The following is a 16,308-nucleotide window of genomic DNA, read 5'->3' on the forward strand; positions in this document are numbered from 1 at the left end:
AGACCTTACTTGGATTTGTTAAATGGCTTTTAATTTCAACGCCGCAGTAGAGAATAAATAAGATTTTCCTTAACATTGCAGTATGATAGAATTGAATAATATTTCGGTCCACATTGTAGGAAATAAAAACAGATTTGAGCATTTAGTTAAATCAAAAATGCCCCTGGAATTAGATGAAAGTATGAAGGAATTAATGCTGAAATTCTTTCAAAATGCATTTAAAGCAGACGAATACTATCATTTTTATCATGCTTCTGATCTAAGTATGAATGAAGTTTTTACTTATGTGACGAGAATCTTTGAAAATCCTGAATCTCTACATGATGAATCTATCAATTTAGCTCAGTTCTTATTTGATAAATCTGTACATCCTAAGATTAAAGCGGGTGAGTTTTTTACGGCTTACTTCCAAAATTGTAATTACAAAGGTGAGATTATTGACGCAATTGGTTTGTTTAAAACAGAGAATAAGGATTTGTTCTTAAAAATTAAACATGATAATTATTTCTTTGACTTAGAAACGGACAAGGGTGTGAATTTAAATAAGTTAGATAAAGCTTGTTTTATTTATAATACCAACAAAGAAGATGGGTATGTACTGTCGATTGCCGACAAAACCAATGGTACAGAAGCTCAGTTTTGGACAGATGAGTTTTTACAAGTAAAACAAGTGGAGGATGAGTTTTATAACACAGAAAAGACTATGTCTGTTTTCAAGAATTATGTTGAGGAGCGTATGCCAGAGGAGTTTGAGATGAGTCGTATTGACCAAGCTGATTTCTTAAATAGAACTATGGAATTCTTTCAGGAGCATGAGGAGTTCGAAACTGAAGCTTTTTCTCAGCAAATTTTGCAACAACCAGAATTAATTGAGAGTTTTAATAATTATAAGTCAGAATATGAATTAGATACGCAAGAAATGTTGGCGGATCACTTTGGAATTGCCGAAAAAGCAGTAAAAAAGCAAACAAGACATTATAAAAGTATCATTAAGTTGGATAAGAATTTCCATATTTATGTTCACGGCGATAGAAGTAAAATTGAACAAAGTGAAGATTCACACGGAAAATTTTACAAAATTTACTTTGAGGAAGAGTCTTAAAGTTTTATAAAATATCAATACAAATGAGGGGTTAAGGTTTTAATCCCTTTTTTCATGTTTAAATTTGTTAACTTTAATTCATATTAAAAATTCATTATGAGGTTTCTATATCTTTCTTTTCTCTTGGCTATCATGGCATGTTCAACGCAACAAGTGACTAAATCAGTTGATACGGCTGAACAATCATTAAAAGTGGCTTCACAATATTCAAAAGAAGAATTAAGAGGTTCTAATACCGATTATAGAAATTGGTGGAATGTCTTGCGATACGATTTAGTTTTAAGCCCGGATTTTGAGAAAAAATATATTGCAGGAAGTCTCAGTATGCAATTTGAAATAAACGGAAAAGAAGGGGATTGGATGCAAATTGATTTGCAGCAACCTATGGAATTAACAAAAATCGTTCAATTGGCTAACTCTGATTTGAAAGTTAAACCACAGGATGAGCTTGCGATTGATCATAAGCATTGGTTTAGATTAGATAACACAATTTTTATTAATTATCATTCGCTTTCTAAGAGTAAATCTGGCGTAAAAACTCTAAAATTCTATTTTGAAGGAAATCCTAGAATTGCTAAAAATGCCCCATGGGATGGCGGATGGATTTTTACAGAAGATGAAAAGGGTAGACCTTGGATGACGGCTGCTGTACAAGGTTTGGGAGCTAGTTCTTGGTTTCCGTGTAAAGATTATCAAGGTGATGAGCCAGATCATGGTGCAACTATCACGATGATTGTTCCGGAAGATTTAGTAGCGGTTTCAAATGGTCGTTTGTGGGAAACGAGTTTTGTTAAGGGCGAAGCGGGAACCAATGTGTACACTTGGGAGGTTCGAAATCCAATTAATTCATATAATATTATTCCTTATGTTGGTCATTATGTGGAGATTAAAGATGCGTATATGGGGGAGCGAGGAACTTTATCTTTGAAATATTGGGTGTTGGACTATAATGAAGAAAAGGCTAAAAAACATTTTGAGCAAGTGAAGCCCATGATGGCAGCTTTTGAAGATTGGATGGGGCCTTATCCGTTTTATGAAGATGGTTTTAAGTTGGTGGAAACGCCACATTTGGGAATGGAACATCAGTCTGCAATTGCCTATGGAAATAAATTTATGAATGGTTATTTGGGAGATGATAGATCTAGAAGTGGCCATGGCAATAAATTTGATTTTATAATTGTACATGAATCTGGTCACGAGTGGTTTGGAAATAGTATTACCACCGAAGATGTTGCTGATTTATGGGTGCACGAGGGCTTTACAACTTATACCGAGGCTATGTATATTGAAAATCAATTTGGAAAGGAGGCTGCTGCAGAATATATTCAAGGTTTGAGAGCTTTGATAAGTAATAATTCTAATATTATTGGAGTATATGGACTAAACCAAATAGGTAGTACAGACATGTATTACAAAGGCGCAAATATCATTCACACGCTAAGGCATTGGATGAATAACGATTCAAAGTTTAAGGGAATGATTCGTTCTATGAATCAGGAGTTTTATCATCATATCGTGAGTTCCGCTCAAATTGAGAAGTTCATAGCAGATTATGCTGGATTAGATTTAAAAACATTTTTTGATCAATATTTAAGAACTTCTAGTATTCCAACATTAGAAATTAGGTCACAAAATGGTAAAAAATACTATCGTTGGATTAATGTAGTTGATGGTTTCAATATGCCTTTAAGATTAAATAATTCTACGGAATGGATTCAGCCAACAACAGAATGGCAAACGTATACTGGAAAATCTGATTTAATTATTGATCCGAACTTCTATATTCATTTAAATTACAGTAGATGAGTTTAAAGAAAAAGGCTGTATTTAATTGGAGTGGAGGTAAAGACTCTGCCTTGGCGTTGAGAAAAGTCTTGCAAGAAAATGAATATGAGGTGATTGCGCTTTTAACCACCATTAGTGCAGAGAACTTAAAATCTAGTATTCACCAAATTCCAGTTGAAATTTTAGAAAAACAAGCCAAAAGTATCGGAATTCCTTTAAAACCTGTAGAGATTTCTAAAAATCTTAAGAATTATGAACAAAAGATGACCGAGGTTATTCTCGATTTTAAACAGCAAGGTGTAGAGCATTTTATCTTTGGTGATGTTCATTTGTCAGAAGTTAAATCCTATCGCGAAAAACAATTGAATCCATTAGGGATGCAAGTGATAGAACCTCTTTGGGACAAAACCTCAGAGGAAGTAGTGGCTGAATTTTTAGCCTCGGGATTGAAGGCTAAAATCATTGTTACTCAAGTAGATAAATTAGACGAAAGCTATATCGGAAAAGATTTAAGTCAAGAATTAGTAAACTCATTTCCAGCCGATATTGATGTTTGCGGCGAAAATGGGGAATATCATAGCCTCGTTTATGATGGCGATATTTTTCAAGAGAAAGTTGAGTTTTCCATTCCAAAAGTTTCTAAAATATCTTATGATTTTACATTAAATACTGGCGAAAATATCACGTCTTATTTTTGGCAGGCCGAACTTGTATAAATTAGCCCACTACATTCACAGAACTGAATCCACGTCCATTTGGAACTATCTGAATTTGCGTAGCTATCCTTTCTTTCAAAGTGCTCACATGGCTGATGATTCCAATCATTTTCGAACCTTCTTCTTGCAATTGCTCTAAAGTTGTCAAGGTTTGATCTAAAGTTTCTGGGTCTAATGTTCCAAATCCTTCATCTATGAACAAACTATTAATCTGAACATTGCTCGAAGCTAAATCCGATAAAGCCAAAGCTAACGCCAGAGAAAGCACGAAGGTTTCACCACCCGATAGTGTTTTTACCGATCGTCTTTGTCCTCCCATATCTTTGTCTATTACCACCAAACTCTCATCCTCATCTTTTGTAGCACTATCCATGATATACCTTTTACTCAACATTTTCAATCGTTGATTAGCCAGATGCAAAAGTTGCATTAAAGTTAAATCTTGTGCGAAATTATTGAACTTCTTACCGGTCGAATCTCCAATTAATTCGTTGAGCAATATCCAATGGCGAGAGTTTTTGCTTTCTTCTTTAATTTTTTCTTCAATTTCTTTAATTTTCTTCTGATAATCAGATTGGTTAGAGAGTTTTCTATTGATTTCCTCTAAGTCTTTTTTCTTTGAAGTTTCTTGGGTTTGTAAGGTTGAAAACTGAGTGTTCAACTCCTCTAAACTCAAAGGATTGTCTTTTAATTTAAGCTCATTGAGAGATTCCAGAATACTATTCTTTTTAATAGAAATTTCTTGTTTATGCTCTTTAAGTTTGTTTTGTTTAGCTTCTAACTGAGTTAAATCTTCATAACTCAATAAAGCAGCAAAAGCCTCTGAAATATCACTTAAGTCCGTTTCTTGGATTTTGCTTTTGATTTTAGGAACCAAGTCTTTTAAATCTTGTTCAAGATCTTTTTCTATTTTAACTAACGACTCTTTTTTGCTTTCAAGCACCTTTTGCTCAGATTGAATTTCATTCCATTTTCTTTCTAAAGAACTAACTTTTTGCTCAATGGGAACCTGCTCACTATAAAGCTCTTTCAATTGTTTGCTTGTAGCTTGAGCCTTTTCCAAAATTGCCAACATTTTCTCCATTTTTGGAATTGAAATCAAGGTTATTTCTAATTGGTTTTTAAATTCTATAGCCTTCTTATGTAACTGATGTGCGTCTTTGAATTCCTTTGATTTTTCTTCCCAATGGGTGTCTAAAGCATAGTTATACTTTTCCTTAAAATCATTAATTAACTTAGCTAAAGTAGTTTCTAGTTCTTTTAATTTAGTTTTTAGTTTATTAAGCGATTCAGACTTTAGCTTAAAGGTTGTTTTATTAGAATTTAAGTCAGTTTCGATTTGTTTAACCTTATTCGTTTGAAGTTCGATTTGTTTATCCAACTCATCGGTGTTATCCTCAGGAATATGTGTGGCAAAGGGATGATCTAAAGCCCCACAAAGCGGACAAGCTTCTCCTTCCTTCAATTTCTTTCTATGATCGTCTAGTGAAGCCAAAAGCTTTTGATTGGCAGATTTTAAAGAGAAATTCTCTAAAAGTGTATTTTCATTTTTTAATTTCTCTTCCTGCTCAGAAATAGTTTTAGGTAAAGCTTTAATAAGCTCTTCTATTTCAGAAATTTCCTTTTTATTTGTGCTAATTTCTTTCTGAGTGTTTTCGATATGAATGACATCTGCTTTTGCTTTTTGCAACAACTCCGACTGAACTTCAATCTCAGTCAATTTTTTCTCTAATTCAGATATAGAAATAACAGAAAAATTATTTTCTGTTATAAATGCAGTGGATTTAGATTGAATTTCTTTTAACTGTTCATTTACTTTTGAATACTCTTTTTCAAGCTTTAAATTAAAAGGACGAATAAGTGCTTCAATTTCATTTTTTAATGACCTTCCTTCATTGATTTGTTTTTCAGAAGTTCGATTTAACTCAACTACAGTTTGCTCGAATTTAGAAAGTTCTTGCTCATAATCTTTTGCTGAAACTTCTTTTTTTAAGAGGCTTTCTATGGTAGATTTAAATTCGCTTTTAGCTGAATTAATCTTTTCGAATTCTTTTAAATTTTCATTCAGTAGATTCTTATTTTCTTTAGTTTCTTTCTGAATCCGATTCCAATTGATTAAATCATGCTGAATAGGTTCTACCAGTTTGTGCTTTTCGAGAGCAACACCTTCATTAATCTTAAATTTTTCAAAAGACTCTTGGTTGGCTTTTTCTTGATTTTCCCATTGAGTCAGCTCTTTTTGTGTATTTAAGATGTTGTTTTTTAACTCAATAAAGCTCTTAAACTTAGTTTGTTCTTCTGATAAAAGCTTTAAGTCCTTGTCTAAATCTTCTTTACTCTTTTTTATTTCAGCAACAACTTCCTTATCTAAAAGTTCTGCTTGCCAATTGGCTTTATTTTTTTCTAAATCCTCAATCTGACCTTTTATATTGCGATATTTATCAAAAGCCTTCATTCCTAGCTTTCGATAGATGTCTGTACCTGTAATTTTCTCTAAAAGAATGGTTCTTTCGGCTTTCTTTGAAACTAAAAACTCAGCAAACTCACCCTGTGCAAGCATTACAGACTTAATAAATTGATCGTATTTTAAACCAATTAACTCCTCATTTTTGGCGGGAACTTCTGATTTTTTATCCACCAAAGAAGTTTGGGTTAAAACGTCTGAAACCTGCATTTCATAATCTCTTAGGTTGCCAGTTCTTGCGGTAGAAATCGACCACTCAGAAACGAATTCTCCTTGAGAACATTCATAAGTGACTCTTGCATAGGCATCTTTTTGCCCACGAGTTAGTATGGCGCCATTATGCTCAATTTCGCTTTTACTAATTTTTGAAAACCTTGGAGTACGGTTAAATAGTGCCAAAACAAGAATGTCTAATAAAGTTGATTTTCCACTTCCCGTAGCTCCCGTAATCGCGAATAATTTATCACCATAGAATGGTGCATCTCTGAAATCTATAGAATGCTCGCCTTGTAGAGAGTTGATGTTCTTAAAATCTATTCTTAAAATCTTCATTTAATCTTGTTGTTCTTGTTCGACTTCCTCTAAAATGATCTGAAATGCATTGGTTATTTCCTTGCGAGTTTCTTCTGTCATTTCATGATTTTCTATCATTTTATTAAAAACATCTAAAGGCGCCAATTCCGATAGATTTTGACTCGAATCATATAATTCACTTGTTCCTACAATCTTATTTTGAAATGCAATCGTTCTATGAATAATTTCATAACCACTTTGGTCGAATTCATTAATTAAATCCTCTAAAGCCTGTACTTTCTCTGAGCTGTACTCTTTCTCAGTCATATGAATCTCAATCAACGAAGTTAATTTATATGGAGCATCAAGTGATTGTAATTTTAAACTTATTTCATTTAAATCTCCTTGAATTCTAATCAATTTTCGGTTTACGGGTACTGGGATAGAAGTAGGTTCAAATCCTTCTTCCGTATCAATTAATAAAACTCTTTTTTCATCATTTCTTTCGCTGAAAGAAAGTGGATATGGTGCGCCACTATAAAATGTTGGGGTATTATTATTAATTCTTTGAGGTTTGTGAATATGACCTAAAGCGATATATTCATATTTATCACCAAATCGCGCCGCATGAAACATCGCTTGATTCCCCATTTGAATGTCTCTTTCACTTTCTGAGGTCGTTGCACCAGCCGTATATAAATGCCCCATCGCCAAAATTGGGATATTTGGATGCTTCTCTAAACAATATTCGGCAGCAGAGAGATAAGTATTTTCAATTCCTTTTTGATGAATTTTAATTCGATCTTCGTAGGTTTCTCCCTCATTAGCTTTGCGTAAATCAGCATCTCTTAAGAAAGGAATAGCGGCAACCATCAATTCCGGGTTTTCGTTATTCGGAAGTGCTATAATTTGTTCGTTCATATTTTCAGGCATACCTCCAACCACATGAATATTGAGTAAGTTGAGCAACTCTTTGGGAGCGTTGAGCATATTCGGTGAATCATGATTTCCACCGGTTATAATGATTTTACAATCAATTTGTCTGAACTTAATTAATGACCGATAATATTGCGTGCGAGCCTCAGAAGAAGGATTCGCTAAGTCGAATACATCCCCTGAAATGAGTAGAACATCAATTTCCTTTTCTTGGATTAAATCTACCAACCAATCCACAAAAAGATCTACATCTTCTTTAAGGTCAAATTGATGGAGTTTCTTCCCAATGTGCCAATCCGCTGTATGCAATATTTTCATTCTCCTAAAATAACAATCATTCGGTTCATTCTCAAAATTTCTATTACTTTTGGTTAACTTTTTTCAATGACAAATGAACTTACTTATTCTAGATAATTATGACTCTTTTACTTACAATCTTGTGCAGATGGTAGAAGATATTTTGGGAAAGGAAGTAAGTGTCATTAAAAATGATGAAATTGACTTAAAAGATTTGGAGCAATTTGATAGGATAATTTTGTCTCCAGGCCCTGGAATTCCTAAAGAAGCAGGTAAATTATTAGATGTTATTAAAAACCACGAAAATCGAATTCCCATCCTAGGAGTTTGCTTAGGACATCAAGCAATAGCCGAAGCTTTTGGTGCAAACCTTAAACAATTGGATAGTGTAAAACATGGTGTTTCTAGTCAAATACTTGAAACTGATGATGAAAATCTATTTAGAAACATAGAATTGCCTTTACAAGTCGGTAGATACCACAGTTGGGCAGTGGATGATGTTGATTTTCCAGCTGATTTAAAAATTACTTCTAAAGATGAATTTGGAAATATTATGTCTTTAAAACATAAAAACTATCCTATTTCTGGCGTTCAATTTCATCCAGAAAGCATCCTAACACCACAAGGAAAATTGATTCTAAAGAATTGGCTGAGCCTTTAATCTTGTGGAATGGAGTTTGAGAAAAGATTAAATTAAAATTGAGTCATGCCTGAAGAAATATATGATGTATTAATTGTTGGAGCCGGACCTATGGGAATCGCTGTAGCTATCGAAGCTAAAAAAGCAGGTCTATCGCATAAAATTATTGAAAAAGGTGCTTTGGTAAATTCTATTTTTCACTTCCCGAAAAACATGACTTTCTTTTCGACTTCTCAAAAGTTAGAAATTGGTGACGTACCTTTTATGTCAAATTTTGAAAAACCAAAGAGAGACGAAGCTTTAGAGTACTATCGTCGAGTGGTAGAAAAATGGGATTTAAATGTCACCTATTACGAGCGAGTTAAGAACGTGACTAAACCAGATGATGTCTTCGCAATTCAGACAAAAAGAAATTTATATCAAGCAAGAAATGTGGTGATTGCCACAGGTTTCTATGGTCAGCCTAATAAGCTTAATGTTCCTGGTGAGGAATTGAAGAAGGTTAGGCATTATTTTGATGAGCCACATCCATACATTGGGCAAAAAGTTGCGGTTGTAGGAGCCGCAAACTCTGCAACCCAGATTGCCTTAGAACTTTATTATAAAGGCGCAGATGTGAGCATGATTATTCGTGATAATAAGATTAAAGACAGCGTAAAATATTGGATTAAACCTAATATTGAAAACAGAATTGAGGAAGGATCTATCAAAGCTTATTTTAATTCAACAGTTAAGGAAATTAAGCGAAACACCATTATTATAGAGCAAAATGGGGAAGAAAAGCATTTAGATAATGATTTTGTTTTTGCAATGATTGGTTATCATCCCGATTATGATTTTTTAAATAAAATCGGCGTTAATTGCGAAACCGACGAAAATAATACACCTTTATACAATCCCGATACCCACGAAACGAGTATAGATGGACTGTATGTTGCTGGAGTGGTTTGTGGAGGAAGTCATACCAGTAGATTTTTTATCGAAAACTCTATGGAGCATGCCGAAAGAATTACAGCGGCCATCACGAAGAATAATGTAGGCTAAATAAATTTTTATTATAAATCATTTTGTAAATTTGCCCACTCATCAGAGGCCCCGTAGTTCAACTGGATAGAATATCAGATTTCGGCTCTGAGGGTTAGGGGTTCGAATCCTCTCGGGGTCACTTTTTTCTTTGTAGCTTAATATCTATTTGCTTCTGACGATTGAAGTAATTTGGTTTAAACCAAAAAAAATCCCTTGAAATGAATCAAAGGATTTATATAACTTAATAAGATTTAATCTTATTTAACTCTTTCCCAATATTGTGTTCTTCCTAATAGAGAGAAACCCATGTAACCTCTAAGTTTTAACTTGTTGGCATCTTGTAGCTCAATCGAAACTGAATAGGTTTTTCCTTTATTTGGATCTAAAATGGTACCATTATCCCATTTGTTTTTTCCTACTTTTTTAACTTTCTCTAAAATAACTAAACCATTAATGGGCTTGTTTTTCTTTTCTCCTGAACACCCTGTGCAAACTGCGTTTTCTTTACCCGGAGTTAAGATTTTAATTACCTTTCCATAAAGGTCACCATTTTGCTCATAAATCTGAACATGTGATTTTGCTTTTCCAGTTTCATCATCTATGGTCTTCCAAACACCAACGGGTGATTGTGCAAACATGAACGAGCCTAAGCATAGGAACAAGAAGGCTAATACGTGATTTTTCATAATTTAAATTTTAATTTCTTGATTGTAAATATAATAAAATATTATTCATGACTAATGAATTTCTTATATCTAATTCATAAATAATGCCAATATTTCAGATAATACTGGTTGTGAGTGAAATATCGTCAGTTTTAAAGGTTTAAAATTTAGGTTTTACGGAAGATTTGTCAGTTTTTCGAAAGGGAATTGATTTTGATTATTAGTCACTGAAATTGAATTTAAAAATTCTTTTTCAGCTAATATTTTGAAATTAAACTAACTTAATATAAAACCTAATGGACTTAAATAAATTTACAATAAAAGCACAGGAGACCGTGCAAAAAGCGCAGCAACTCGCGCAAGCCTCTGGTCAACAGGCGATAGAAGTTGGACACCTCATCAAAGGGATGTTGCAAGAAGATAATCAAGTGGTTGAGTATCTTCTGAGTAAGCAAGGTGTCAATATAGATTATCTTAAAAAAGAAATAGATGAGTTAATCCAAACTTATTCTAAGGTTTCGGGCGGAAATATGCACGTATCACAGAACTTATCTAGAGTGCTGAATGATGCTATGAATGAAGCTCAGAAAATGAAGGATGAATATGTGAGCGTTGAGCACTTGGTATTAGCTTTATCTAACTCCAACGACAAAGCAGCTCAGTTGTTGAAAGATCAAGGAGTAAACCATAAAAGTACCTTAGAAGTAACCAAAGAATTGAGAAAAGGTGAACGTGTTACATCTCAATCTCAGGAGGAAACTTATAATGCTTTAGGAAAATATGCTAAGAACTTCATTGATTTAGCCTCTGAAGGTAAGTTGGACCCAGTGATTGGTCGAGACGAAGAAATCAGAAGGGTTTTGCAGATTTTATCGCGTAGAACCAAGAATAACCCTATTCTAATTGGTGAGCCAGGTGTAGGTAAAACCGCGATTGCTGAGGGTATAGCACACAGAATTATTGATGGTGACGTTCCAGAAAACCTTAAGAATAAGCAGCTATTCTCTTTAGATATGGGAGCTTTAATTGCGGGAGCTAAATATAAAGGTGAATTTGAGGAGCGATTGAAAGCTGTTGTGAAAGAAGTAACAGGCGCTGCGGGTCAGATTATATTATTCATCGATGAGATTCATACACTAGTTGGAGCTGGAGGTGGAGAAGGAGCTATGGATGCTGCTAATATCCTTAAACCAGCCTTAGCAAGAGGTGAATTGAGAGCAATCGGTGCAACTACCTTAAACGAATATCAAAAATACTTTGAAAAGGATAAAGCGCTAGAACGTAGATTCCAAAAAGTGATGGTAGCTGAGCCTAATGAAGAAGATGCTATTTCAATTTTAAGAGGTATTAAAGAAAAATATGAGGTACACCACCAAATTAGAATTAAGGATGAGGCTGTAATTGCAGCTGTGGAATTATCTGAAAGATATATTTCTGATAGATTTTTGCCAGATAAGGCTATTGACTTGATAGATGAGGCTTCTTCTAAATTAAGAATGGAGATGAACTCTAAGCCTGAAGAATTAGACACGATTGATCGTAAAATTACGCAGGTAGAAATTGAGGTTGAAGCAATTAAACGCGAAGGTGATGAAAAGAAACTAGCGCTATTGCGTCAAGAGTTATCAGAGTTAAATGAAACTAGAAATGAGTTGAATGCTATTTGGCAATCTGAGAAAGGACTAGCAGAAAGTATTCAGAATTCTAGAAAATTAATTGATGATTTTAAAGTTGAATCAGAAAGAGCCGAGCGGGCAGGTGACTTTGCTAAGGTAGCGGAGTTACGCTATGGTAAAATTAAAGAAGAGGAAGCTAGATTAGAAGAGCTTGAAGCTAAATTGGCGAATCAAGATTCTAAAATGATTAAGGAAGAGGTTGAGCGAGAAGATATTGCAGAAGTGGTAGCACGTTGGACAGGAATTCCAGTGACGAAAATGATGCAATCTGAACGTGAAAAACTACTTCATTTAGAAGATGAACTTCATAAGAGAGTAATTGGTCAACAAGAAGCGATTGAAGCAGTTTCGGATGCTATTCGCAGAAACAGAGCTGGATTAAGTGATGAGAAAAAACCGATTGGATCTTTCTTATTCTTAGGTCCAACAGGAGTTGGTAAAACTGAGTTGGCAAAAGCTTTAGCAGAATATTTATTCGATGATGAAAACTCTATGACGCGTATTGATATGAGTGAATATCAAGAGCGCCATGCTGTGAGTAGATTGGTAGGAGCACCTCCGGGATACGTTGGCTACGACGAAGGTGGTCAGTTGACAGAGGCTGTTCGTAGAAGACCTTATTCTGTGATTCTATTAGATGAAATGGAAAAAGCGCATCCAGATGTATTCAATATCTTGTTGCAAGTTTTAGATGATGGACGATTAACAGATAACAAAGGTAGAACGGTAAACTTTAAAAACTCTATCATTATAATGACATCTAATATTGGTTCGCATATCATTTTAGAGAACTTTGATGATCTAGAGAATAAAGATTATGAATCTACTCTTGAGGCTACAAGAAATGACGTGTTTGGCTTATTAAAACAAAGTTTTAGACCAGAATTCTTAAATAGAATTGACGAAACAATCTTGTTCACGCCATTAGATAAGACACAGATTAGAGAAATTGTTGAATTACAATTAAGAGGATTGTCTAGCATTTTGGCTAAAAAAGATATTGTCTTAGACACAACAGAGCAAGCTATTGATTATTTAGCTAAAGTTGGCTATGATCCACAGTTTGGAGCAAGACCTATTAAGCGTGCAATTCAGCAAGAAGTATTAAACAACTTGTCTAAAGAAATTTTAGCAGGAAATGTTCAAGACAATTCAGTAGTGTTGATTGATTATTTTGAAGACGGAGGATTGGTGTTTAGAACACAAAAATAAAGGTATTTTTTTTTCATAATTGAGTTTTGATGTAATCCCGGGTAAGTTTTTACTCGGGATTTTTACTTTTTTTGATAAAATTTATTTAAATTAAAATGCTTGTGTATCTCAAGTTACATAAGGGTTTGGTAGGATTTCGTAATTTAATAAGTTAGACCTTTAACATCAATTAACGTTTCTTTAGGTCCGCTTTGGTTTGATTCTTTCTTTAGACTGCACAAATATTTATATTATGACCAAACAAATTATTCTTATCGGAGCGGCAGCTTTAATGGCCACGTCTTGTGTGTCTAAGAAAAAGTATGTCGAAATGGAAACGAAGTATCAAGAAACTTTAGCTGCAAAAGATAACTGCGAATATAAAATGACGCAGGTTCAGCAAAAAGTTGATGATTACTACGCAAAAATCAATTCTTTGAGAGCAGAGAATGAAACTAAGTTGCAATATGTAGAAGGTGTTACTGCACTAAGTAACAAATCTCTTGCATCTATGAGAGAAACTTTGAAGGATGTAGACCCTGCAAAATTAGCTGGTGCTAAAACTTTAGAGGATTCATTGAATTTGGCAGTTTCGCATAACCTAAAGAAAGGTTTAGCTGATAGTACAGGTTCAGATGCTGATGATATCGATATTAGCATCGACAAAACGGTAGTAATGATTAATATTTCAGATAAATTATTATTCCAACCAGGTAGTGCAGATGTTAGTAGAAAAGCATATCCATTATTAGAGAGATTGGCGAATGTAATTAATTCAGAGCCAGCTATGGAAGTTATGATTGAAGGTCATACGGATGATACTAAAATTAGAAAATCTAACTTTAAGGATAACTGGGAATTAAGTGTTGAGCGTGCAACGGCTATCGTAAGATTGTTGGAAAAACAATACAATGTTGAAGGTAAGAAAATGATTGCTTCTGGCAGAAGTAGTTACAACCCAATCGTTGAAAATGATAGCTGGGAAAATAGAGCGATTAACAGAAGAACTAGAATTGTAATTCTTCCAAACTTAGACAAATTCTTGGCTATGTTAGAATCACAAGGAGAAATCGATATTCAAGAAACAACTATAGACTAATTACTAGCGTACTAAGCTATTAAATCTAGACTATGAAAGGGCCAACGAGAAATCGTTGGCTTTTTTTTGTTATTTAAAACTTAAGGAAATAAAATTAATTAAAGACGGATTTAAGTTTTAAAGTTTATGCTTTAAAATAAGTTAAACTTGAGCGAAGAGAAGTTAGAAACTATTAAATCCTGTTTTTAAAGTATTTAATATGGAAACAATTCATAACAAAATTATTAACTTTGCGTACATTAAAAAATAAACACATGAAATACGACATCATAGTTATTGGTAGTGGACCAGGCGGTTACGTAACTGCAATTAGAGCTTCTCAATTAGGTTTTAAAGTTGCGATCGTAGAAAAAGAGAATTTAGGTGGAATTTGCTTGAATTGGGGATGTATTCCAACAAAAGCTTTATTGAAAAGTGCTCAGGTTTTTAAATATATCAATAATGCAGAAGAATTTGGTTTAAATAAGCCAAGCGATGTTTCTTTTGAATTCCCTAATGTGATTCAAAGAAGTAGAAACGTTGCTGGTAAAATGAGCAAAGGTGTCGAGTTTTTAATGAAGAAAAACAAAATTGATGTAATCTTCGGGGAAGCTAAAGTTAAACCAGGTAAAAAAGTTGCTGTTTCAGCTGACGGAGAAACTAAAGATTACTCAGCAGATCATATCATCATTGCTACGGGAGCTCGTTCACGCGAATTGCCTAACTTACCACAAGATGGAAAGAAAGTTATTGGTTATCGTCAAGCATTAAACTTACCAAATTTCCCTAAATCAATGATTGTAGTTGGTTCGGGTGCTATTGGAGTTGAGTTTGCTTACTTCTATGCAACTATGGGAACTGAGGTTACTATCGTTGAGTATATGCCAAACATTGTTCCTGTAGAGGATAAGGATGTTTCTAAAGAATTAGAAAAATCATTCAAAAAAGCAGGAATCAAAATTATGACAAATGCTTCTGTGGAATCAGTTGATACATCAGGTTCAGGAGTTAAAGCTCAGGTTAAAACCAAGAATGGTGAAGAAACTTTAGAAGCTGAAATCGTTTTATCTGCGGTAGGTATTACACCAAATATCGAGAATATTGGATTAGAAGATGTTGGAATTGTAACTGATAAAGGTAGAATTATTGTTAATGATTTCTACGAGACTAATATCCCTGGATATTATGCAATTGGTGATGTATTGCCAACTCAAGCTTTAGCACACGTTGCATCAGCAGAAGGAATTACTTGTGTTGAGAAAATCAAAGGTATGCATGTAGAGCCAATCGATTATAACAATATCCCTGGATGTACTTACTGTCTTCCAGAAGTTGCATCTGTTGGTTATACAGAAGAGAAAGCTAAAGAGGCTGGATATGACATCAAAGTTGGTAAATTCCCATTCTCAGCGAATGGTAAAGCAACTGCAAATGGTGATACAGCTGGATTCGTTAAAGTTATTTTCGATGCTAAATATGGTGAGTGGTTAGGTTGTCATATGGTTGGAGTAGGAGTTACAGAAATGATTTCTGAAGCTGTTGCTGCTAGAAAATTAGAAACAACTGGGCACGAAATCTTAAAAACAGTTCACCCACACCCAACATTATCAGAAGCGGTGATGGAAGCTGTAGCTGCTGCATATGATGAGGTGATCCACATCTAATAGCACATTAATTAGAATATCTAAGACATCAACTCTGGTTGGTGTCTTTTTTTTTGGTCTCAACTTTTTGGGCATAAAAAAAGCCCCTCACTTCTGAGGGGCTCAAACTCAACTTTTATGAAAAGACTTTTACTTCGATTAAATAAAAGCAATTCGTGTGCCAAATACACTAAGTCCGAAAAATATTATTTATGAATAGTATTGTGATTTTGTAACTGGTTGAATTGAAATGAAATGGATGGGAAATTAATCTTTTGAACAATAAAAAGGTCCCTTATTAACAAGGGACCTTCTCTCAACTTTATGAAAAAACTTTTACTTCAATTATATATAACCAATTCATGTGCCAAAACATGAAAATTTGAAGATTTACTTTTAATGACTTTTGTCAATTTATTAAATATGGGGCGTGTAATGTATCTTTAGTTAAAAACTTAACAATTATAGATATGTGTTTTAAGATTTATGCAATAAAAAAGTCCCTCGCTTCTGAGGGACTTATTATTCAACTTTTATGAAAAGACTTTTACTTCGAGATAATATTTGCAAGGCATG

11 protein-coding genes and 1 tRNA gene are annotated in these 16,308 nt (G+C 33.9%); 9 read left to right on the forward strand and 3 right to left on the reverse strand.

Annotated elements, in window-relative coordinates:
* Window positions 1-82 precede the first annotated feature (82 nt).
* The 3 genes from NLM59_RS08730 (at window position 83) to NLM59_RS08740 (ending at window position 3,603) form a co-directional block, all read left to right on the forward strand.
* Window positions 83-1,102, forward strand: a complete 1,020-nt coding sequence (locus NLM59_RS08730; RefSeq protein ID WP_304417388.1) for a nucleoid-associated protein — start codon at window positions 83-85, stop codon at window positions 1,100-1,102.
* Between the two features lie 96 nt (window positions 1,103-1,198).
* Window positions 1,199-2,908 carry a M1 family metallopeptidase gene (locus NLM59_RS08735; protein WP_304417389.1) on the forward strand — a complete coding sequence of 570 codons (1,710 nt, stop codon included), beginning with the start codon at window positions 1,199-1,201 and terminating at the stop codon, window positions 2,906-2,908.
* Complete coding sequence (locus tag NLM59_RS08740; RefSeq protein ID WP_304417390.1) at window positions 2,905-3,603, forward strand: Dph6-related ATP pyrophosphatase; 699 nt, start codon at window positions 2,905-2,907, stop codon at window positions 3,601-3,603. The genes NLM59_RS08735 and NLM59_RS08740 overlap by 4 nt, the downstream gene beginning before the upstream one ends.
* Before the next feature lies 1 nt (window position 3,604).
* Here the strand turns inward: NLM59_RS08740 and NLM59_RS08745 are convergent, their stop codons facing one another.
* Both NLM59_RS08745 and sbcD read right to left on the reverse strand, forming a co-directional pair.
* Complete coding sequence (locus NLM59_RS08745) at window positions 3,605-6,619, reverse strand: SbcC/MukB-like Walker B domain-containing protein (protein ID WP_304417391.1); 3,015 nt, start codon at window positions 6,617-6,619, stop codon at window positions 3,605-3,607.
* Window positions 6,620-7,834: an exonuclease subunit SbcD gene (gene sbcD / locus NLM59_RS08750; protein WP_304417392.1), complete on the reverse strand. Its 1,215-nt coding sequence runs from the start codon at window positions 7,832-7,834 to the stop codon at window positions 6,620-6,622.
* 73 nt (window positions 7,835-7,907) lie between these two features.
* On the opposite strand from sbcD, the gene NLM59_RS08755 reads away from it, so the two are divergent.
* The 3 genes from NLM59_RS08755 to NLM59_RS08765 all read left to right on the forward strand — a co-directional run bounded on the left by NLM59_RS08755 (window position 7,908) and on the right by NLM59_RS08765 (window position 9,618).
* On the forward strand, window positions 7,908-8,474 hold the full coding sequence (locus NLM59_RS08755) for an anthranilate synthase component II (RefSeq protein WP_304417393.1): 567 nt from the start codon (window positions 7,908-7,910) through the stop codon (window positions 8,472-8,474).
* A gap of 45 nt (window positions 8,475-8,519) precedes the next feature.
* Complete coding sequence (locus tag NLM59_RS08760) at window positions 8,520-9,497, forward strand: YpdA family putative bacillithiol disulfide reductase (RefSeq protein ID WP_304417394.1); 978 nt, start codon at window positions 8,520-8,522, stop codon at window positions 9,495-9,497.
* A gap of 47 nt (window positions 9,498-9,544) precedes the next feature.
* Window positions 9,545-9,618 (forward strand) — tRNA-Arg (locus NLM59_RS08765).
* Between the two features lie 118 nt (window positions 9,619-9,736).
* On the opposite strand, the gene NLM59_RS08770 is transcribed toward NLM59_RS08765, so the two are convergent.
* Window positions 9,737-10,165 (reverse strand): DUF2147 domain-containing protein, encoded by a 429-nt coding sequence (locus tag NLM59_RS08770; protein WP_304417395.1) that lies wholly within the window; start codon window positions 10,163-10,165, stop codon window positions 9,737-9,739.
* Window positions 10,166-10,440: 275 nt separating this feature from the next.
* Here NLM59_RS08770 and clpB point away from each other — a divergent pair, with 275 nt between their 5' ends.
* The 3 genes from clpB (at window position 10,441) to lpdA (ending at window position 15,753) form a co-directional block, all read left to right on the forward strand.
* Window positions 10,441-13,032, forward strand: a complete 2,592-nt coding sequence (gene clpB / locus NLM59_RS08775) for an ATP-dependent chaperone ClpB (protein ID WP_304417396.1) — start codon at window positions 10,441-10,443, stop codon at window positions 13,030-13,032.
* Between the two features lie 232 nt (window positions 13,033-13,264).
* Entirely contained in the window at window positions 13,265-14,110 is an 846-nt protein-coding gene (locus tag NLM59_RS08780) for an OmpA/MotB family protein (protein ID WP_304417397.1), read from the forward strand.
* Between the two features lie 254 nt (window positions 14,111-14,364).
* Window positions 14,365-15,753, forward strand: coding sequence for a dihydrolipoyl dehydrogenase (gene lpdA, locus NLM59_RS08785; RefSeq protein WP_304417398.1), 1,389 nt, complete (start codon window positions 14,365-14,367; stop codon window positions 15,751-15,753).
* Window positions 15,754-16,308: the final 555 nt, after the last annotated feature.

The organism is Profundicola chukchiensis, assembly GCF_029664245.1.
GTDB classification, from domain to species: Bacteria; Bacteroidota; Bacteroidia; order Flavobacteriales; family Weeksellaceae; genus Profundicola; species Profundicola chukchiensis.

Excerpts from the sequence above, each read along its gene's own strand:
- NLM59_RS08730 (WP_304417388.1), top strand. The coding sequence starts at position 83 with ATGATAGAATTGAATAATATTTCGGTCCACATTGTAGGAAATAAAAAC.
- NLM59_RS08735 (WP_304417389.1), top strand. The coding sequence starts at position 1,199 with ATGAGGTTTCTATATCTTTCTTTTCTCTTGGCTATCATGGCATGTTCA.
- NLM59_RS08740 (WP_304417390.1), top strand. The coding sequence starts at position 2,905 with ATGAGTTTAAAGAAAAAGGCTGTATTTAATTGGAGTGGAGGTAAAGAC.
- NLM59_RS08745 (WP_304417391.1), bottom strand. The coding sequence starts at position 6,619 with ATGAAGATTTTAAGAATAGATTTTAAGAACATCAACTCTCTACAAGGC.
- sbcD (WP_304417392.1), bottom strand. The coding sequence starts at position 7,834 with ATGAAAATATTGCATACAGCGGATTGGCACATTGGGAAGAAACTCCAT.
- NLM59_RS08755 (WP_304417393.1), top strand. The coding sequence starts at position 7,908 with ATGAACTTACTTATTCTAGATAATTATGACTCTTTTACTTACAATCTT.
- NLM59_RS08760 (WP_304417394.1), top strand. The coding sequence starts at position 8,520 with ATGCCTGAAGAAATATATGATGTATTAATTGTTGGAGCCGGACCTATG.
- NLM59_RS08770 (WP_304417395.1), bottom strand. The coding sequence starts at position 10,165 with ATGAAAAATCACGTATTAGCCTTCTTGTTCCTATGCTTAGGCTCGTTC.
- clpB (WP_304417396.1), top strand. The coding sequence starts at position 10,441 with ATGGACTTAAATAAATTTACAATAAAAGCACAGGAGACCGTGCAAAAA.
- NLM59_RS08780 (WP_304417397.1), top strand. The coding sequence starts at position 13,265 with ATGACCAAACAAATTATTCTTATCGGAGCGGCAGCTTTAATGGCCACG.
- lpdA (WP_304417398.1), top strand. The coding sequence starts at position 14,365 with ATGAAATACGACATCATAGTTATTGGTAGTGGACCAGGCGGTTACGTA.